The 18,182-nt window shown below is 38.9% G+C and carries 17 protein-coding genes; 9 read left to right on the plus strand and 8 right to left on the minus strand.

Annotation, left to right across the window (positions count from 1 at the left end; translation table 11 throughout):
• The first annotated feature begins 89 nt into the window (after positions 1-89).
• From CH361_RS06055 to cutA, 3 genes are all read left to right on the plus strand, one after another.
• A complete protein-coding gene (locus CH361_RS06055) occupies positions 90-1,184 on the plus strand; it encodes a DegT/DnrJ/EryC1/StrS family aminotransferase (protein ID WP_100789913.1) in 1,095 nt (364 codons plus the stop codon).
• Positions 1,185-1,292: 108 nt separating this feature from the next.
• Positions 1,293-2,336 (plus strand): hypothetical protein, encoded by a 1,044-nt coding sequence (locus CH361_RS06060; protein ID WP_100789914.1) that lies wholly within the window; start codon positions 1,293-1,295, stop codon positions 2,334-2,336.
• 49 nt (positions 2,337-2,385) lie between these two features.
• Positions 2,386-2,709 carry a divalent-cation tolerance protein CutA gene (cutA, locus tag CH361_RS06065; RefSeq protein ID WP_100789915.1) on the plus strand — a complete coding sequence of 108 codons (324 nt, stop codon included), beginning with the start codon at positions 2,386-2,388 and terminating at the stop codon, positions 2,707-2,709.
• Here the strand turns inward: cutA and CH361_RS06070 are convergent.
• The gene (locus CH361_RS06070) at positions 2,679-3,416 is read right to left on the minus strand and encodes a glutathione S-transferase N-terminal domain-containing protein (protein WP_100789916.1); all 738 of its coding nucleotides are present in this window, start codon (positions 3,414-3,416) and stop codon (positions 2,679-2,681) included. The two genes, cutA and CH361_RS06070, sit on opposite strands and share 31 nt — an antisense overlap.
• Before the next feature lie 102 nt (positions 3,417-3,518).
• Between CH361_RS06070 and CH361_RS06075 the strand changes: the two genes are divergently transcribed.
• The 3 genes from CH361_RS06075 (at position 3,519) to CH361_RS06085 (ending at position 6,457) form a co-directional block, all read left to right on the plus strand.
• Positions 3,519-4,724, plus strand: coding sequence for a M23 family metallopeptidase (locus tag CH361_RS06075; protein ID WP_100789917.1), 1,206 nt, complete (start codon positions 3,519-3,521; stop codon positions 4,722-4,724).
• Positions 4,721-5,923, plus strand: a complete 1,203-nt coding sequence (locus CH361_RS06080) for a M23 family metallopeptidase (protein WP_100789918.1) — start codon at positions 4,721-4,723, stop codon at positions 5,921-5,923. The genes CH361_RS06075 and CH361_RS06080 overlap by 4 nt, the downstream gene beginning before the upstream one ends.
• A 153-nt stretch (positions 5,924-6,076) precedes the next feature.
• Positions 6,077-6,457, plus strand: a complete 381-nt coding sequence (locus tag CH361_RS06085) for a DUF2237 family protein (RefSeq protein WP_100789919.1) — start codon at positions 6,077-6,079, stop codon at positions 6,455-6,457.
• On the opposite strand, the gene CH361_RS06090 is transcribed toward CH361_RS06085, so the two are convergent.
• Together CH361_RS06090 and CH361_RS06095 are read right to left on the minus strand one after the other, a co-directional pair.
• On the minus strand, positions 6,454-7,707 hold the full coding sequence (locus CH361_RS06090) for a phospholipase C/P1 nuclease family protein (protein WP_100790046.1): 1,254 nt from the start codon (positions 7,705-7,707) through the stop codon (positions 6,454-6,456). The genes CH361_RS06085 and CH361_RS06090 overlap by 4 nt on opposite strands.
• A 5-nt stretch (positions 7,708-7,712) precedes the next feature.
• Positions 7,713-8,558, minus strand: a complete 846-nt coding sequence (locus tag CH361_RS06095) for an SH3 domain-containing protein (protein ID WP_100790047.1) — start codon at positions 8,556-8,558, stop codon at positions 7,713-7,715.
• A gap of 118 nt (positions 8,559-8,676) precedes the next feature.
• Between CH361_RS06095 and CH361_RS06100 the strand changes: the two genes are divergently transcribed.
• Entirely contained in the window at positions 8,677-9,543 is an 867-nt protein-coding gene (locus tag CH361_RS06100; protein ID WP_100789920.1) for a hypothetical protein, read from the plus strand.
• A gap of 124 nt (positions 9,544-9,667) precedes the next feature.
• On the opposite strand, the gene CH361_RS06105 is transcribed toward CH361_RS06100, so the two are convergent.
• From CH361_RS06105 to ilvC, 3 genes are all read right to left on the minus strand, one after another.
• The gene (locus CH361_RS06105; RefSeq protein WP_100789921.1) at positions 9,668-10,324 is read right to left on the minus strand and encodes an HD domain-containing protein; all 657 of its coding nucleotides are present in this window, start codon (positions 10,322-10,324) and stop codon (positions 9,668-9,670) included.
• Positions 10,325-10,610: 286 nt separating this feature from the next.
• Positions 10,611-11,930, minus strand: coding sequence for a thiolase family protein (locus tag CH361_RS06110; protein WP_100789922.1), 1,320 nt, complete (start codon positions 11,928-11,930; stop codon positions 10,611-10,613).
• A gap of 51 nt (positions 11,931-11,981) precedes the next feature.
• A complete protein-coding gene (gene ilvC / locus CH361_RS06115; protein ID WP_100789923.1) occupies positions 11,982-12,983 on the minus strand; it encodes a ketol-acid reductoisomerase in 1,002 nt (333 codons plus the stop codon).
• A gap of 240 nt (positions 12,984-13,223) precedes the next feature.
• Between ilvC and CH361_RS06120 the strand changes: the two genes are divergently transcribed.
• Together CH361_RS06120 and CH361_RS19820 are read left to right on the plus strand one after the other, a co-directional pair.
• Complete coding sequence (locus CH361_RS06120) at positions 13,224-13,631, plus strand: hypothetical protein (RefSeq protein WP_100789924.1); 408 nt, start codon at positions 13,224-13,226, stop codon at positions 13,629-13,631.
• A gap of 213 nt (positions 13,632-13,844) precedes the next feature.
• Positions 13,845-14,183 (plus strand): hypothetical protein, encoded by a 339-nt coding sequence (locus tag CH361_RS19820; protein WP_244279627.1) that lies wholly within the window; start codon positions 13,845-13,847, stop codon positions 14,181-14,183.
• 332 nt (positions 14,184-14,515) lie between these two features.
• Here CH361_RS19820 and CH361_RS06135 read toward each other — a convergent pair whose 3' ends face one another.
• Together CH361_RS06135 and CH361_RS06140 are read right to left on the minus strand one after the other, a co-directional pair.
• Positions 14,516-16,276 (minus strand): PP2C family protein-serine/threonine phosphatase, encoded by a 1,761-nt coding sequence (locus tag CH361_RS06135; RefSeq protein WP_244279629.1) that lies wholly within the window; start codon positions 16,274-16,276, stop codon positions 14,516-14,518.
• Positions 16,252-18,129: an ABC-F family ATP-binding cassette domain-containing protein gene (locus CH361_RS06140; RefSeq protein ID WP_100789925.1), complete on the minus strand. Its 1,878-nt coding sequence runs from the start codon at positions 18,127-18,129 to the stop codon at positions 16,252-16,254. The genes CH361_RS06135 and CH361_RS06140 overlap by 25 nt, the downstream gene beginning before the upstream one ends.
• Positions 18,130-18,182 lie beyond the last annotated feature (53 nt).

An 18,182-nucleotide genomic window follows, 5' to 3' on the forward strand; every position in this document is an offset into this window, starting at 1 on the left:
TCTAAAATTATGTTCTCATTTCGAAAAATGAAGTGACATAATTCGGAAATAGGGTATTTAAGTGACATAATATATAGGAGTGCTGTTGGATGAGCACCGAAACAATACAAAGACCCGTTCGAAAAGAAAAAGACATCGAATTTTTTAAGCCTACCCTTTCTCGCGAAGACCTCAAGGGTGTTTTGGAATGCCTAGTGGAAGAACACCTCTCCAATGGTGAAATTGTAGAGAGATTTGAAAAAACTTTTTGCCATACATTTAAAATCAAACATGCCATTTCTTCCAATTCCCTCACCTCTGCTTATCATTTAGCATTACTTGCATTAGGTGTTAAGGCGGGAGATTCCGTTTTACTTTCCAGTTATGCTCCTATTTCTGCTTTAGATGCCATTTTTCTTTTACAAGCAAAACCAGTGCTTGTGGATTTAAAACGAAATTCTTTCCATCCATGCCCTGAAGAATTCCTTCGCAAAAAAAATGAGTCGGGTGCTCGTTTCGCTCTTTTTGATCATAGTTTTGGATCTCTCATTCGTTTGAGTGATTATTCTATAGAAGGATTAGAAGTTTTAGAAGACTTTACAGAGGCCATCGGTGCTACCTCAGAAACGATCTCCGTTGGGAAACAATCGAAAATCGCTCTTTGTGGGTTAAGTGCTGAAAATATCATTACTACTGGAAATGGTGCGATGATCATCACTTCTGAAGTTTCTCTCTCTAATTCTGTAAAATCGTATAAATCAGGTTCTTCCGCAAAACGTAACTTTGGCGAACCAAAGTATGATTATAATTTAGTGGATTACCAAGCAGCTCTTGGAATCGAACAACTATCCAAACTTGGAGTGATCTTAGAACGTAAGAAAAAAATTGCTTCTGCCTATTTACAAGCCGTTCAAAATTCAAGATTGGAAACTTATTTTCAAAATTCGAACGAAGATACATTCCAAAGATTTCCTATTGTAGTCTCTGGACAAAACTACGAAGAGATCCAAAGATATTTTAAATCCATCCATATTGGAACTCAAAGAACTGTGGATGAACCTCTCCATCGAGTTTTGGAAGAAAATCCATTAGAGTTCCCGAATGCGGAACGTCTCTATCAAAGAGGACATTGTATTCCTATTTATCCAAACCTAACAAAAGATAATGTTCAACGGATTGCCACTGCCATCCGCCGAATCTATTGATTGGTACCAACTCTCTTTTATCTAGACTCATTATTTGAGTATAGATTACCATCCACACCTCCTAACTTAGATTCCTCCCTTAAACGGAGGAATCGTTGTTTAGAGAAGATGTTTTTCCCGATTTCTCGTGAAGAGGATTTTATCCTTGTGGAAGAGTTACCGAGTGAAGAACTCTATTCTCATTGGAAAGATTCTGGTTTTACTCCTGGCACCCCTCATTTAGAAGGAGGATTACTTGGTGAGGTAAATTTGCTAGAATGGGGGTGTCGAAACGAATGGTATGAAGGTAGGCTTGTAGAAGATCCCATTCGCACAGAAACCTCGCGTTATCTCAATTCCAAAATCACCCAACTAGATTTTCGTAAAAACCATTCCCCACTTCCTGCAAAAGTAATTTCTTCCGAAGAACATTTGTTCGCTGAATTAGAAGAGGTGAAACTCCCCATCGTTCTTAAAAGTGAATTCGGGTTAGCAGGCAGAAATCATATTATTTTTAAGTCTCCTTCTGATTCTTGGAAAATGTCACAAGTAAACAAACGCCTGTTTGGTTTTCCTGTGGTTGCTGAGTCTTGGGTGGGAGAAGAGCGGTTTTTTGATTTTTCTACACTTTGGGATGTAAATGATGGAGAATTTTTTTATCTAACATCAACCGCCATGTTGGTAGACAAAGAAGGTGTATTTCGAGGGATTCGTATTGGTGGGAGTGAACTTACCTTTGCGGCTCACTTTTTACCACCTGTGATGGATTTAGTCAGAGATACAAAAGGATTTATCCCTAAGGAATACTCCGGCCCATGTGCGATTGATGGGTTTTTATTCCGGGAAGAGGGAAGGTTACAAATCCAACCAGTATCTGAGTTTAATTTTCGTTATTCGATTGGACGTATTCTTTGGGAAGTTCGTAAAAAAAGAAATCCGAAGCCCGAAGTTGTATCTGGGATTTTAATTTTGCCTTATCCAAAACAAGGTTCCCTTGAGGAATGGTCTACAATCAAACGATTGGAAAAAGAATTAGAAATAAGTTTAATTCTTTTAACGCCCGTTAGAGATCTTTCAGGAAAACCATACCAAAATGCGGTTGTTTATTTTGAAACCAAGGAGGAAAATGAACCTTCCGTGGTGGAATCCATCTGGCAATCTTGGATGGATTAATCTTTCGATAATAAGATCATGAATGTTACGTCTGTTGGAGGTGAATTCAATGAATGAAGGATGGGAATACTACACAGTTTATAGCACTTATGCAACAGAAGATGAGGCAAAGAAAATTGCCAAACAAGTTGTAATCGAAAGATTGGCTGCCTGTGCCAACGTCATCAAAGGGATGGAATCTATTTACATTTGGAAAGAAACAATAGAAGAGTCTATGGAAACTGTTTGTTTATTTAAAACCACAAAGGAGAAACTGGACCATTTAATGCAGAGAATCAAAGAATTACATTCTTATGAAACTCCCTGCATCGTTGTTTGGCCCATTGTAACTGCAGATTCTGACTATTTGGATTGGTTACGAAATTCTTTATAGAACTCTTTGATTTTATCAAATAAGAGTTCAAATCCTAATTCTTTTCTCCAGGTGAGAAACGCTTCTGGCATTTGAACCGATGTAAACCAAGGATAAGCTGGTGATTCCTCAGGTGCGGCGAGCATTCCCATAAGACTAGCGAAAGTCAGATCAACTCTTCCAAAAGATTTTCCATTAAAGTATTTTTGATTTTTGTAAACGGCAATTAATTCCTTTGAGCCTTCATCTAGTGCTTGTTTTACGGCCTCAAGGTTTTTAGGTGTGATTTTGTATCTTCTTTTGAGTGAAAGAGCGATGAGATCAAAATGTTCAGGGGCTGCTACTGAATCTGATGGCGCGGCAGGTTCCAACAAAAAGAGTTTACCTACAATCTCTGGGTAATCTAGAATAAAGTGATACAAAAAAGTCTGTAAACTTTTTCCAATCTGAATGTCCACTTTCTCTTCCATCAGTTTTTCCTCAGGGGAAGCCTTGTGGCCAAAAGCTTTTTCTTCAATGATATCTAAGATATTTCCGGAACCCTGGATGATTCCATTTTCAGTCTCCAAAACTGGCACATACAAATCGTTTACGAGAGGTTTTAGGGTTTGGATGTGTTCACCGGGAACCATTGGTTTTAGGTTGTAGGGATAATTTGCAAGATCCAGACCCCATCTAGCTTTTTCAGAAAAATGTGAGATGGGGAAGGTGTATAGGGTTGAACTCATTTGTTGAAGTTTGCGGAAAAGAAATCATTCGGCAATCAAGTTTTTTATGATGGAAAATAGATTGTCATCTCTCTTTCCTTTCGTTATCATGATTCCTGTTTTATGAGATTTGGCATTTTCTTAATTTTTTTATTTTATCCAATTGGATTCTTAATTGCCAAAGAACATTCCGAGTTTTGTTCCATGGACAGGCTTTGTGTCATTTATATTCAAGATAAAACAGGGGTAGATGTATACTTTCAAAATAAAATTGCCATTGAAGAAACGAACACAACTTTATCAGTGAATGCTAGTTATAAAAATATGAAAAGCTCTGTGAAACTTCCATTGGTCACAGTGTTAAGCGGTCCTAAACGAAAAAAACTTTTCCGTTTAAATGTTAATAAACCCAATAAACGTTGGGTATACCAAATTAAATACAAATGGATTTTGGGGGATTTTTCGGTGACACACAACCCAAAGGCCATCTATGATTTACCCTTTGAAAAAGGTCAAAAGGTTCGTATTTACCAAGGTTATAAAGGAACAAAAAGTCATCAAGGTGACAACCGTTATTCAATTGATTTTGGTTTGAAAGATGGGGATTTGATTACTGCTGCTAGGGATGGGATTGTTGTTGATACAGAAGAAAAAAACAGCGAAGGTGGGTTTGAAATTAAATACATTCACTCAGCCAATTATGTAAAAATTCTACATGAGGATGGGACAATTGGTCAATATGCTCATCTTCGTTATATGGGTGTTCTTGTTAAACGAGGTCAAAAGGTCCTTTCCGGAACTCCTATCGGTTATACGGGAAGTACCGGATTCAGCGACGGCCCCCACCTACATTTTGAAGTTTACAAACCCACTTCCGGATTAAGAAAAAAAACAATCCCTACGTTGTTTCGTACGGAATCCTCTGAAGCAGAGATCGTTTCGGAAGGACAACTCCATTGGCGACGAGATCCAAGTGAACCCCTGGTCAAAACTGATTCAGACGTAGACGAAATTCAAATTTGTGAATCAGTTCAAACTTTGGAGAGGTTGGGGTGTAATCTTACCTCTTTTGCAAAAACAGGACCTATCTATTTTTATATCCCGCTTTTGAAGCCTTCTCGTTATAAGATACAAATTTCCGTTCGTAAAATTGGCACCTCTATTGTAAAATTGTATAATTGGGAGACAAATCCTGAATGGTGGGACACGTATTTAGATGTCCAACTTGAGGAATCTGCGGAACCGTTGGAGGGCGATTGGGTCGCAACAGTTTCGATTGATGGGGTCATCCAAAAAGAATTGTCATTCCAGTTAACGAGTGTAAAGTGATAAGGTTAATATTCTTTGTTTTATATTTTTTTCTCTCTTTTGCTATTTATGCGGAATCTAACGTTACCGAAGAATGTAATCAAGAATGGATTTGTTTGATTCAAACAAAGGACGAAGATGGTATTACCCTTTCTATTCGTAATTACAACACCAATCCTCAAGTCACAAATTCTGTTTTATTAAATGCAACATTAGTTAATTTTAAAACGGATATAAGTTTTCCATATTATGTAGTGGTAAAAGGTCCTTCTCCTGTTTATATTACTAAGTTTGTATTAGATGACAAAACCAAAAATGCATTTCATTCCTTTTCTTTTCTTTTTCGACCTGGTGATTGGGATAGTGTACATGATGATTCTGTGAGTTACCTTTTACCATTTGCTCGTGGGATTCGTACCAAAGTTGTCCAAGGCTATAATGGATCGGTGACTCATTTTGGTACTTTTGCTCACTCAATTGATTTTGGACTTCCTGTTGGAACCCCTGTTCATGCGGCTAGAAAAGGTTATGTCACGGCAACTGAATCCAAATATTCAGAAGGTGGGTTTCGAAAGGAATTATTGTCCAAGGCTAATTTTATCATCATCCAACATGAAGACGGGACTTTAGGAAATTATGCACACCTAATGAAAAATGGCGTTGTGGTAAAAGTTGGAGATAGCGTAGAGGCGGGACAGTTAATTGGATATTCAGGTAATACTGGTTATACGCAAGGGCCGCATCTTCATTTTGAGGTTCATAAACCAAATAGACAATTGGATGTGACAACGATTCCGACATCATTCAAAACCCAATATTCCGAACGAGATACCTTAAAAGAATATTTTATGTATTGGCATCCAAGACCAGGGATTGACCCGATCAAAGCTGAAATTTTAGAAGAAGACATCCAGATTTGTAAATTAAGTCCAAAACGGGAAAGGGTGGAATGTGGCAAAACCGCTTTCCAATTGGGAGAAAACTTTCTTGTCTCTCTTGAGTTTGTAAGACCGGGGAATCAAAAAATTGAGGTAGATATATCGATTGAAGGAAAGTCCTTTGAGCCAATGAAGTTGGACTGGGTTGCTGAGAAAAATTTGGCCTTTGAGGCCAGGTATGTTTCCATTCCCAATAACCCTAAATTAGTTGGGCGATGGAAGGCGCGAGTGCGGGTGAATGGAGAAGAAAAAAAGATTCTTTTTTTTGATGTAAAACCATAATCGTTTGACAAGTAAATGTATGTATAGTAGATTGGCTATAGGCTTTCCAAGACCTTTTGGTCGTTCTACTGGGGGTGCAAACCCCCTCTTTTTTCTAACCTAAATTCAGAAACGTCTTCCCAGATTCTGTTCTTTCCCTAGTTTGAGATTCCTATGGAAATGGATGAATCTTTAAATGTATTTGGTGGGCCACTGGTTCCTTGCTCTGCCCGGCCTCTCACAGGTTTTTTCCGGGATGGTTGCTGTAATACATCTGATGAAGATCTTGGATCTCATACAGTATGTGTTCTTGCCACTGAAGAATTTTTAGAGTCCCAAAAACAAAGTGGGAATGATCTCATCACTCCCTGGCCACAGTATGCCTTCCCCGGTGTAAAACCTGGTGAAAGGTGGTGTCTCTGTGCGTCTAGGTGGTTGGAGGCTTATCGAAATGGGGTAGCTCCCAAAGTTTTTTTGGAATCTACCCACAAACGCGCGTTAGAAATCATTCCTTTGGAATTATTGGAACGATTTGCCGTTGAAGAGTTGGGTTAGTTTGTTTTTAATGCATCCAAATAGGCTCTTGTATGTTTGGATGTATTATGGAGTAAACTCCCTAATATTGTATGAATCGGATGTGTTGGTTCATAAAGAGTTTCATATTTTGGAATTTCTAGGTTTTCCAATTGTTCATCTGTAGGTTCTCCAGCATTATAAGCTTCTTTACAAACATTCTCCCGTAGAAAATCAATTCCTTGCCATTTAGTAGAATTATGATTTGAAAATTCTGTGATGGAACTTGCAACTGAGTGGTTCCAATTTTTTGTTTCAATCAAATTCCGAATTAGATAATACTGATATTCTTCAATTAGCGTATGCCTTCCCGAAACAAAACGGATCATATCTTCTTTTGGTGATTGGTATCCTACAAAAGATACAAGTTGTACGCCAATTTGTTTTGCCGCACTCACTCTTGGTAAAACTGAGGAATGGTAAGGTTGTGTAAGATCCTGAATGTAATGCAAAGCCCAACCTGCAAAACGATAACCCCAGTAAGGATGGCCTGTTCTAAAAGCTAAATTTGAAAGTTCAGTGAATTGATGGATACGATATTCAGGATAGGTTTTTTTTAGAAATCCTGCTAAGGCAAAAATAAGACCTGGCTCATAATAAAATCCCATATGAAATGGTGCTTGGGATGAAAATTCAACAGCTGGATTCCCAAAGGGTTGGTTTCCAAACCCATAAACTTTTCCAACCTCACTTCCATTATCTTCGAATAGATATAAATCCAAATCGTAGTCAGGTTCATCCGTTGCGGAAATCAAAACCTCATCGGCTCCAATCATCTGGCCTTCTTGTAAGGCTAAAAAGGTTTCGTTTACTAACTTTCCCTTTTCCTTTAAAGTGGTGAGTTCCGCCAAAGGAAGTTTGTTTCCAGTTCTTTTGGGAACTGACTGAATGTATAATGCTGCTTTATGATTTGGGTTCACCCTAAGGGCTTTATAAAAACTTATGACCAAATCTGCATCTTTAGTTGTTTTAGAGAATTTTAAACTATCAGCTGTTTTTGTTAGGTGTGGAAGTTGTTTTAGGGACCATTCTTCAGAGATCGTGAGTGTATCCTGAATGGATGATTTTTCTTTAGATAAAAAGGATTTTAGGGATTCTACCTTAACTTTTGGAGTTTGTTGGTTTTTCCAATGATCTTTTAAAATTAGATAGGTAATTCCTGCATGATTGTTCCATGAGAAAACGGGCATCGCTAAAGTTAAAATAACAATAGAGGTGATGAATTGTTTCATAAAATTTATTTTGTATCCTTTTTTTGGAAACTGTTTCCGTCCCAAATATATTCTGTTTTGTAGTATTCGTGAAAGTTAGAGTCTTCTATGTCGAAACTATGAGTTAACTCTTGGATGGTATTCTTTTTTCCTTTGGTAAGCTGTCTTTGCGTTTTAGGATCTTGCTCTAGTGATTCATTTGGAAACACTAACCAAGATTCGGCACAGGAAGGTGGATCACAAGCTCCCGGGTTCCAAGAAAACTGTGAGATTAGTTTTTGATCTGGTGAAATCGTAATCAATTGTTCGTTTGTATAACCATATTCAATTTCAGAAAAAACTAAATATGTTAATGCAAATAGGAATTTTGGACTTGGTGAAAACCGTTCTCTAGGATAAATATTGTGTTTCCAGGTTTCGTTACTAACTGGTCCCACTTCCCATTGTGCTTGCGAAATGAGTTTGTCTCCTTGGATGAGTTTTAATTCGATCTTTCGAAGTTTGACGCCCAAGTTTTTGCATAAGATGGTGTTACCTTCTTCCAAGGGGAAAGAGTAATCGGCAATGAGTCCTCCCCAGATATATCCTATGTCTGTTCCAGACTTTACTTTATACCAATATTCTTTTACTGAATCTTGTTCTGTGATCTGGTTCGTTTTTGTTAGGATGGTCACTACTGAACCAATGGAAAGTTTCTTTTTAACATTTGCTTTGAGATTGTCTGCTTCTCTTAAATTTACATTATCACCAAATAGTTGATAGGTGGAACCTTCTTGTTTCTCACTTATATAATCATCCCAGTGGTTTTGTGCAAAGAGAGGAAAAATGGTTAAAAATAAGGGAATGTAGAGTAAAGTTTTATAACCCGACATAGTGTAGAAAATAGTGAAGAGAGGATTCAGAGTCGATCTCTTTTCCAAAGAGAGGGTTTTTTTCTCGGAATGATCAGTCGACAATCATAATGTAGGCTTTCATCGAAAAGGATTTTAAATGATACTCGCAGAAGTTATAAAACCGTATTCATTGGAGCAAATACGATTGTTAGAAGAAAGGATGAATGCCTATGAAACTTGGGTGTTTGTGCTTGTTTTGCTAGTAGCCGTACTTGTCCTAATTTCTGTCATGCAAAGACTGACGATTGCCAAGTTAAAATCTTTGGAACTATTCAAATTAAAATCAAATTCGAAAGATGTAAATGTTTTAACGAAACCAGGCTTCGTATCTACGTCTGAAGTTTCACTTCCTGATATCCATACAATCACACAAACTCCAGTTCATTCTGCGATGACCATACAGGGAAAGGATTTGCCAAATCCTGGATTAGTGTTTAAGTATCAGGTTCCTTTAAACAAAAACAAAATCATAACCATTGGCCAACGTGAAGGTAATGTCGTCACATTTTCTACAGATGTTTTAGACCATCACCTGACTATCGATATTGAAGCATTAGATGTTTCGAATTTAGAAATTTTATCATATAGTTTGGAATTTCGAAGAGAAGGGAAAGTTTTGATCCAATTACCCGGTGTTAGAGATTTTCGAGAGATGGGTGTAAAAGAAAAAGTATATATTTCTAAGTCTCTTTCTTTTGAAGGTGAAAATTGTTTTGAAAGTTTTGATACAAATCATCCAATACGGTTTCGGGTTGGAAATCGATTGGGGGCCGATGGGAAATTCAAGGTGGGATATTTTGAATTTCATTTGTTTAACAAAGATGTTTTTGAAAAAACAAGCAGCGGGAACAAACGTATTGAAAAACATTTTTATCTTAAGTTGTTTAAGATTTCTCCAGGTTATGATACCGCAAACCAAACCAAAGAGGGGCTTGTGCCGATGCTTACGCGGTTTGGGGGGTAGGGGGTGTTGAGTCTAATCACCCCGCCCTGAATTGGGAGGGGAACTAGACCCGCCACCCAATATGCTCCTTCTACCATAATTTCCTCTCCCTGACAGCTCGCTTTCGTAAAATCCAAAATTCTTATCAAATAAGTTTACCTTTCTGTAAACTATGGATTTCATTTTTTATATTGTGACGACTTTGCATTTCATAACGATCAAAGAAAGAGTCTGTATGAAAGAGCCTCACATTTTCGATAAAGTGATTTAACACTTGGGTTCTTCCCTTTTTGTAGTCTTCATCTGAATAAATCGAATACTCTTTTCGAATGTTTTTTGCATATTCTATGTATTTTGATTCTTCACTGCCTAAGATAGAGATATCGATATCTAAAAAATAAGAAGTATCTGGGTGGCAATTTTCACCTAATCTATGTGATTTGGTGGCTAGAATATGTCCTACACAAATTCCAATTCGATTCTGCGTGATTGCTAATTCGGATAATCTTTTTTCGGCGATTTTTGCACTTTCTTCTTCGTTAGTTTTGGATGTGACATCATAAATCAAGTCGTGGTAAAATAAGGCAAAGAGTGCGACCTCTGGATCTTTCCATTTTGGGAATACCAAATCGTATTCCTTCAACATTTGGTAGAGATGGTTTAGGTTGTGGTAGCTTCGGTGGGATTCTGTATACCGATTCTTGACTTCTTCCCACAGAGAATCCTTTTTTGGCTGAGTAATGCCTTGGTACCCTTCTAGAAGGGTTTGGAATCTAGCTTTACATTCCTCTTCCGTATTCATGGTTTGTAACCTCTATTGAAAAAGGTATTGTGGGGTGTGAATCTTATATCCCCGCCCTGAATGGGTGGGGAACTAGACCCGCCTCCCAATACACACCTTTTATCACATCTACTCCCTTCCTACAAACCCATTTCCAAAAACCAAAAATTCTTATCCAATAAGTTCACCTTTTTACTTGGTTTGTAGACAAAAAGGTCAATCCCTCTCCCTATAAAAAAAGCCAAGGTTTCCCTTGGCTTTTTCCATTCGATCTTTCAATCAAACGTAAACGAATCTTAAATTCGATTTACGCTCTTTCTACGATCATAGATCCTGCGATCCCACCATGTGCACATGCAGTCACAAGCACCTTTTTCACGTCTTTGTTTTCTTCAAAGTCCATGATGGCGTTGTGAAGGAGTCTCACACCAGTAGCACCAAACGGGTGTCCAATGGAGATCGATCCACCGTTCGGGTTGATTTTTTTCTCATCAAATTTCTTTTCCCAGTCAAGACCAGTTCTAGTTTTGATTTCTTCAAGAGCCGCTACTGCTGTTGCAGCAAAAGCTTCGTGAATTTCGATGATGTCAATGTTCTCGATTTTATCACCAGTTTCGCCAAGAAGAGCCACAGTTGCTTCTGCTTGACCAAGACCCATAAGGTTTGGATCAACACCGCGCATGTTAAAACCGTTGATATAAGCTTTTGCAGTAAGACCTAATTTTTTAGCCGCATCTTCAGAAGCTACAATGAGACCCGCCGCTCCATCAGAACGTGGACTTGCATTGAAGATGGAAAGAGTAGGTCCATGAGATTTCTTTAAGTATTTGCTATATTTTTCTTTGAACTGGTCAAATTTCATTTGAGGGTTGTCAAAGAGTAACATCGCACGACCCATACGAGTTGGGTTTTTCACAAGACCTTCACGAAGAAGAACTGCCTCATCTGCTTGAAGAGGATTTCCTTCATCGTCTTTCACTTCCATAATATACGGTTTGTAACGACCTTCTTGAGTTGCATCAAAAGCACGTTTGAAAGATTCGTAAGCTACTTTGTCTTGTGTTTCACGAGATAAAGTATAGTTTTGTGCGAGAATTTCTGCTGTAACTTGCATACCAAAAGAAGTTTCCCCGTCACCGAGTCCGTCTTCTAGTGTATCACGAAGTTCTACACCTTCTGGAAGGTCATTCGGAAGAAGTTTTACAAGTGCATCTAAGCTGTTTGTTTTTTTGTTAAGACGAGCATTCTTTACAACGAATGGCATAGAAGTTTGCGATTCTTCACCGATTACTAGGAATACTTTTCCTTCACCGAGTGAAATACGACGAGTAGCTTCAGCCACTGCTTCCAAACCGGATACACAGTTGTTTGCAACTGTTAGGCATGGAATTTCCATTGGAAGTCCTAGTAAGTTTGCAATCACACGTGCTGAGTTTGGTGCGTTAGAAAAACCTTCACCCACGATCACGCCGTCGATATCAGTAGGTTTCAAACCACTGCGTTTCATCACTTCTTCACCCACGATTTTACCGAGGTGGTGGCCAGAGTAATGCGAGAGCGCCTTTCCAATTTGAGCAAAAGGAGTTCGTGCAGGTGCTGCGATTACTATCTTTTGTGTTACTTTCATATAAAATCCCTTCTTCCTTTCTTTAGACTAAAACTTTAGTTACCTTAAAAATTACTTCGCAAGCCATTTCATCATGGAACGTAGTTTGGTTCCTACTGCTTCAATGGGATGAACTGCATTTTTTTCTTTGAGTTTTTTGTATTCTGGGTATCCAGCCTTTGTATCGGCCATCCAACGTTTAGCGAACGCTGCACCTTTATCTTTTTGGATATCGGTAAGAACATCTTTCATACGAGCTTTCACTCCAGCGTCAATCACACGTGGTCCGCTGATATAATCTCCATACTCTGCAGTGTCAGAAATGGAATAACGCATACGTGCAAGGCCACCTTCGTAAATCAAATCAGTGATGAGTTTCACTTCATGTAAACATTCGAAGTAAGCGATTTCTGGATCGTATCCTGCTTCTGTGAGAGTTTCAAATCCACTCATGATGAGGTTGGCAACACCACCACAAAGAACTGCTTGTTCTCCGAAGAGGTCAGTTTCTGTTTCTTCACGGAAAGAGGTTTCTAAAATTCCTGCTCTTCCCCCACCCACTCCACTTGCGTGTGCAAGAGCGCGAGCCTTTGCTTGGCCAGTTGCATCTTGGTAAATTGCGATCAGGCAAGGAACTCCACCACCTTCTGTGTAAACACGGCGAACGAGGTGTCCTGGACCTTTTGGGGCTACCATATACACGTCTACGTTTTTAGGAGGAGTGATGAGATCGTAATGGATGTTAAATCCATGAGAGAATACAAGAGCTTTTCCTTCGCTAAGGTTTGGCTCAATCTCCGCCTTATACATGTCAGCTTGGATGGTATCAGGAGCAAGGATCTGAATGATGTCTGCTTTTTTAGAAGCTTCTGCTACATTATAAACTTCAAAACCAGCTTCTTTGGCTTCTTTTACTGATTTAGATCCATCGCGAAGTCCAATAATGACTTTCAAACCAGAATCTTTCATGTTTTGAGCTTGTGCGTGACCTTGGCTTCCGTAGCCAATCACTGCAATGGTTTTACCTTTAAGGAGATTTAGATCGCAACTGTCGTCGTAATAGATATTTGCCATGGATGGGCACACTTCCTGCGGAAAATTTAACTGATTTCTCCATCATTTTTAACTATAACGAGGGAAACAAGAACGAATTAGGGCGCCTTTCCTTGCTTGCTCCGGACTTTCGCGTTCGCTTCGGTCCTTCGGACGGCTTACGCCTCCTCCGCATCAAGGGCGCAAGGCGACATAATATTTTCTCCCTTCGACACTCCATTCACTCCTCGTCAAAAACAATCGCATAGGTATTAACCGCAAATGCGGAAACCCTCCATTGGAAATAGGGGTAATGGTCTCTATAATGAAACCATGATGAACCGAATCAACTTTGAATCTATCGAAAAGCTTAACCGCCAAAAGCTCGTTAGGTTTTTGTGTTCCTTGTTTCTTGTGAGTGGACTTGCCGTTCTCGGAGTGGGGTGTATCTCTCCAGATCTCTCGCACGACTCCTATTACGCAAGGCATCCCAGTCAGAATGGTCATAACTACCGCGATTATCCGTATCCATACCAAGGGTCTAGGGGAAGTTATGGAGTTCCTTATCCCTATCATGGCGGAGGGAACCAATTCCAAGTACCACGATCAAATGGTGGTGGGCACAATCCCTTCCATGTTCCCGCGGGAAGATACCATAATGTAGGCAGTCCAGGGAAATGGAGGTTATAGGCCTTGGGTAAAATAAATCCTTTAATACCCTCTTCGGATAGTTCTCCGCGTTTTCGTGCCGTTTGTCCGAAGAGAACTGAATCCTCTTTCCGAAAGTTTTCTTTATTTAGTTTTGTCTTTCTTCTCGGCGCCTTTCTTTCGGTGAGTTGTGCGAGCCTTTTACCACCGGAGTGAAGAATCTATCCGAAGAATCCTGTCTCCCTTCCTAAGGGAATGGACATCCATGATTGGATGAATGCAAAACAGAAACAGTTCCCTAATCACCTGCAAAGCCATACACCTTATGCTGCAGTTTATAAAATCATGTACTTTCAAAATAAGAAAACTTATTTAGGATCTTATATCTCTTGTAGTGCTTACATTAGAGAAATCGAAGGAAATGCTATTGAGCTAATTGAAATGGCATCTCTGATTAACTACTCAGATTTTACCAAATCAGTAGGTCGGTATAATAAAGGCGGTGACTTGGGTCCCATGAGTGAAAAGGAAAGATCAGAAATCCTTCTTCCTTGTATCGAAGAATTTTTAGAACCGTCTGGGACAAAGGAATGAATCATCAGTGAAGTTTCTTTGTTTTAGTGTTTTTAGTTTATGTTTCCATTGTTCCTTTGCCAATTTAGATCGTGGTTTAAAAATCCCCCCCCAATGATTCCTCAAAGGGAAAAGTCAGTGATACCGTTACGATACTCAATCAAAACAGAATGTATTTTCGTAAAGAATATAGAGGTTGGGTGGAGGTTGGTCCTATATTGGGAGAATCAGTCACCCAATATTTTAAAAATAAACAATTAGAAATCGGTAAGTCTAGGTATCAGTGGAAAGAAATAGACATTTACAATATCGATGATAAAGAATTCCAACTGATAAACATAAAAACAGATTTCTTATACTTCCACACCCGTATAACGAATCAGACCAAAGGTTAAATCATCTTGGATGGCAGCAATTCCACCGGAAACTTGAATGACCGATTGAAACACCTGATCTCGAATTTCCTGCAAAGGAAGAGACCGCATATCACGAATTAAATGCAAAAGCCTTTCTTCTCCAAACATTTGGAGTGATTCTGGCTCTCTTGCTTCGGTGAGGCCATCTGTGAGCATCACAATCAAATCTCCCGTTTCCAATTGAAACTTCTCTTCTTCTGCCAGGATGGCAAAGATAGGAGTGATGATCCTTCCCATGGGTTTTAAACTTACGAGTGCACCTGATTTGCGAATGATAAAAAGAGGAAAATGTCCAGCTCTTGCAAAGGTTAAGGCTCCCGAATCTGTATGGAGATGGAGTAAACTTGCGGTTACAAAATGTTCTCTGAGGTTGGGGATAATTTGAGTGCGAATGGACTCTAAATTTTCTTTTAAGTCGGAAGGGTCTTCTTTCCATTTGTCAAGAGATGTTTTGACAAGAGCACTAAGAAAAGCCGCAGGAATTCCGTGACCGGAAACATCACAAATAAAAACACCTAACTCTTGTTTTTCTGGTCTCCAAACAATATCATACAAATCCCCTCCGACTTTCATCATAGGGATATTTTTGAAAAGGATCTCTACACCTTCGGGAGAAATTTCTTTTTGAGGGAAAAGAGATTCTTGGATTCGTTTGGCCATATCCAATTGTTTTTCGATTTCGATTCTTTGTTCTTCGATAACAGCAGTCCTTTCTAAAACTTTTTTTTCCAACTCTTCGTTGGCTTTTTCTTTTAGTTCGTTCAAAACTTGTAGGGAGTTTAAGGATGCTTGTTGCGCTCGTTCTCTTTCCCTGGTCGCTGTTACTAAAAAGTATGCAATCCCACTGATACAAAATAAAAACGCGTCTAGGAAGATGAGCGAGTCATTGATAGAAAGTCCACTTTCGTCTCTTCTGGCAAATACCCCTTTCCCATCGATGGTGAGCGTAACAGCTGTAAATGCGAGAACAACTGTGGAGAGTGTTGCTCCAAATTGTCGAAAACGAATGCTTGTCACAATCACAAAGGGAATAGGTAAAAAGAGAAGAGGCCACTCATCACTAAAAGCAATGGTTCCAGAAACATAAACTAAAATGATCCATAACAAAAGTTCGACTTGTTTATGAAGCTCTAATTTTAGTTTTGCTTTGGGATGAAACCAAACATAGAGTAGGGGGGCAACAATGAGAAACCCCAACATCTCTCCAGAGAACCAAGTAAAGAATACATTGAAATAAAGTTCTGTGGATAAAAAATCCCAATACCATAAACTAGTCACACCTAAGACGGTACTGATAAAGGATCCAGGAATGGTCCCAATACTTAAGAAATAAATTAAGTTTCTTGTAGAGTAAATTGGATCTGCTTTTTCCGTGACTCGTTTGATAATTCTGTAATTTACGTAACTACTGAGTGTGTTTCCGATGCCGATGATGAGAGCTGTTTGAATATGAGGGTTGTTAAAGAAATTGGCTAAGGTTGCTCCCAAATAAATTCCTGGTAAAGCAATGGGACCAAGTAGTAGAAGAGAGGCAAGGCCCACCCCTTCCGGGGGCCAAACAGGGGAAACTTGACTATTTAAGAAGGCAATTTTAAAACCAATTTGTGCAGAGATGAAGTACCCAATGAAGATGATGGGTGTCCAAATCAAAATTCTTGTGTATAGGACTGTCTTCACTCGGATTGAAGCATTTCCCATTCCTCCATTTTGTAAAGAATTTCCGCTTCTATCTTTTGGATTTCTTCAGATATTTTCTGAAGTTCTGTATGATCATTTGCGAATGTACTCAATTTATTTTCTAATTCTTGTTTGGAGGATTCTAGTTTCGCAATCTCCGATTCCAATTTCTGGACTTTCTTTTGGTCTTGTTTTGATTTTTTGGGTTTTTCTACCAGGATCGGAATTTGGGGAACTTCTTTTGGTTTCGGGGAACTTTGTTCGTTTTCTAATTCTAAAGAATCGGTTTCTAAAAAAGAGGAGAAGGTTCCAATATAATGGTCTAGTTTTCCTTCTTTTCGAAAGATGAGTAAACTCTCTGCTGTTCGGTCGAGAAAATAACGATCGTGGGAAACGATCACTACCGTCCCAGGAAACTCATCTAAAAAAGATTCCAAAACAGAAAGGGTTTGGATGTCCAAATCATTGGTCGGTTCATCCAAGATCAGAAAGTTTGGACCTGTCATCAAAATTTGCACAAGGAAAAGTCGTCTCCTTTCGCCTCCAGAGAGTTTGGCGATGGGAGTGTATTGTAATTTTCCATCAAAAAGAAATCTCTCCAACATCTTGGCTGCAGTGACTTTTTCTCCCGATTCGGTTTCAATCATTTCGCCGGCCACATCTTTGATATAATCGAGTACGTTTCGTTCCAATGGAAGTTCGGAACTTGTTTGGTCAAAGTATCCAACTTTGGTATTCATCCCTGGTTTGATAAATCCACTATCGGGCGTAATACGACCGGACATCAAATTAAGAAGTGTAGATTTCCCAATTCCATTGGGACCAATGATCCCGAGTCTTTCTTTGGCTTTAAAAGTATAAGTAAAATCATTGATGAGTAGTCGGTCCGCGATTCCTTTTTTTAGATTATGAATTTCTAAAATAGTTTTTCCTTGGCGTTTGGCAGCAACACTGAGTTCTAAGTCTTTTTGTATTTCGCGTTTTTCTCTGTTTTGGAGGTCGCTTGCACGATCAATCCTTGCTTTTTGTTTTGTAGATCGTGCTTTTGGTTGGCGTTTCAGCCACTTAACTTCTTGTTTGAGGAATTGTTTGATTTTATCTTCTTGTTTTTGAAGGGTTTCTTCTCTTTCTACTTTTCGTTCCAAATAAATAGAATAGTTTCCTTCATATAGGAAGTGGCTGCCTCTATCGAGTTCTAGAATCTTGGTCACGATCCGATCTAAAAAATAACGATCATGTGTGATGAGAAGAATTGCTTTATCAAGTCCTGCTAAATATTCTTCTAACCATAAAATAGATTTCACATCCAAATGGTTCGTTGGTTCATCTAAGATGAGTAGATTACTTTCATCAATGAGAGATTTTGCCAGTTCTACTTTTTTAAGCATTCCTCCTGACAATTCAGACATTTTTCTTTCTAATTTTTCGACACCTAATTCACGTAATATGGATTTAATTTGTTGTTCGTAGTCCCATGCGGACAGTCTGTCCATTTCCTGGGAGACAGTTGTGAATTCGTCATCAAGTCCTTCTTCACCTTCACTCATTCGTTCACAGATGTCTTCGTACTGACGAATGGTTTTGACTAGTTTGTTTTCCCCTTTATAAATATGGTCAAGGATGGTTTCCTTGGGATCGAAAACAGGATTTTGATCGAGGATCGAAATTTTGAGATTATTGTTTTTGATGATTTGGCCAGAGTCAGTTTCCTCCTTTCCCAGAAGGGCACGAAGGAGAGTGGATTTACCAGATCCATTGATTCCAACGATCGCGAGTTTTTCTCCTTCGCTGATGGAGAAATCAAGGTTTTGGAAAAGTTTTTTTTCGCCGATGGTTTTGGAAAGTTTGGATACGGAGACTAGCACAATGTCCATGAGATGGAAATAGGGCCATTCGGACAATCGTATTCAATATTTTGTTATGAATG

Source organism: Leptospira brenneri (genome assembly GCF_002812125.1).
Taxonomy (GTDB): Bacteria; Spirochaetota; Leptospiria; order Leptospirales; family Leptospiraceae; genus Leptospira_A; species Leptospira_A brenneri.

Excerpts from the sequence above, each read along its gene's own strand:
- CH361_RS06120 (WP_100789924.1), top strand. The coding sequence starts at position 13,224 with ATGCGGAAACCCTCCATTGGAAATAGGGGTAATGGTCTCTATAATGAA.
- CH361_RS06060 (WP_100789914.1), top strand. The coding sequence starts at position 1,293 with ATGTTTTTCCCGATTTCTCGTGAAGAGGATTTTATCCTTGTGGAAGAG.
- ilvC (WP_100789923.1), bottom strand. The coding sequence starts at position 12,983 with ATGGCAAATATCTATTACGACGACAGTTGCGATCTAAATCTCCTTAAA.
- CH361_RS06100 (WP_100789920.1), top strand. The coding sequence starts at position 8,677 with ATGATACTCGCAGAAGTTATAAAACCGTATTCATTGGAGCAAATACGA.
- CH361_RS06105 (WP_100789921.1), bottom strand. The coding sequence starts at position 10,324 with ATGAATACGGAAGAGGAATGTAAAGCTAGATTCCAAACCCTTCTAGAA.
- CH361_RS06075 (WP_100789917.1), top strand. The coding sequence starts at position 3,519 with ATGAGATTTGGCATTTTCTTAATTTTTTTATTTTATCCAATTGGATTC.
- CH361_RS06140 (WP_100789925.1), bottom strand. The coding sequence starts at position 18,129 with ATGGACATTGTGCTAGTCTCCGTATCCAAACTTTCCAAAACCATCGGC.
- CH361_RS06055 (WP_100789913.1), top strand. The coding sequence starts at position 90 with ATGAGCACCGAAACAATACAAAGACCCGTTCGAAAAGAAAAAGACATC.
- CH361_RS06090 (WP_100790046.1), bottom strand. The coding sequence starts at position 7,707 with ATGAAACAATTCATCACCTCTATTGTTATTTTAACTTTAGCGATGCCC.
- CH361_RS06095 (WP_100790047.1), bottom strand. The coding sequence starts at position 8,558 with ATGTCGGGTTATAAAACTTTACTCTACATTCCCTTATTTTTAACCATT.
- cutA (WP_100789915.1), top strand. The coding sequence starts at position 2,386 with ATGAATGAAGGATGGGAATACTACACAGTTTATAGCACTTATGCAACA.
- CH361_RS19820 (WP_244279627.1), top strand. The coding sequence starts at position 13,845 with ATGGACATCCATGATTGGATGAATGCAAAACAGAAACAGTTCCCTAAT.
- CH361_RS06135 (WP_244279629.1), bottom strand. The coding sequence starts at position 16,276 with ATGGGAAATGCTTCAATCCGAGTGAAGACAGTCCTATACACAAGAATT.
- CH361_RS06110 (WP_100789922.1), bottom strand. The coding sequence starts at position 11,930 with ATGAAAGTAACACAAAAGATAGTAATCGCAGCACCTGCACGAACTCCT.
- CH361_RS06085 (WP_100789919.1), top strand. The coding sequence starts at position 6,077 with ATGGAAATGGATGAATCTTTAAATGTATTTGGTGGGCCACTGGTTCCT.
- CH361_RS06070 (WP_100789916.1), bottom strand. The coding sequence starts at position 3,416 with ATGAGTTCAACCCTATACACCTTCCCCATCTCACATTTTTCTGAAAAA.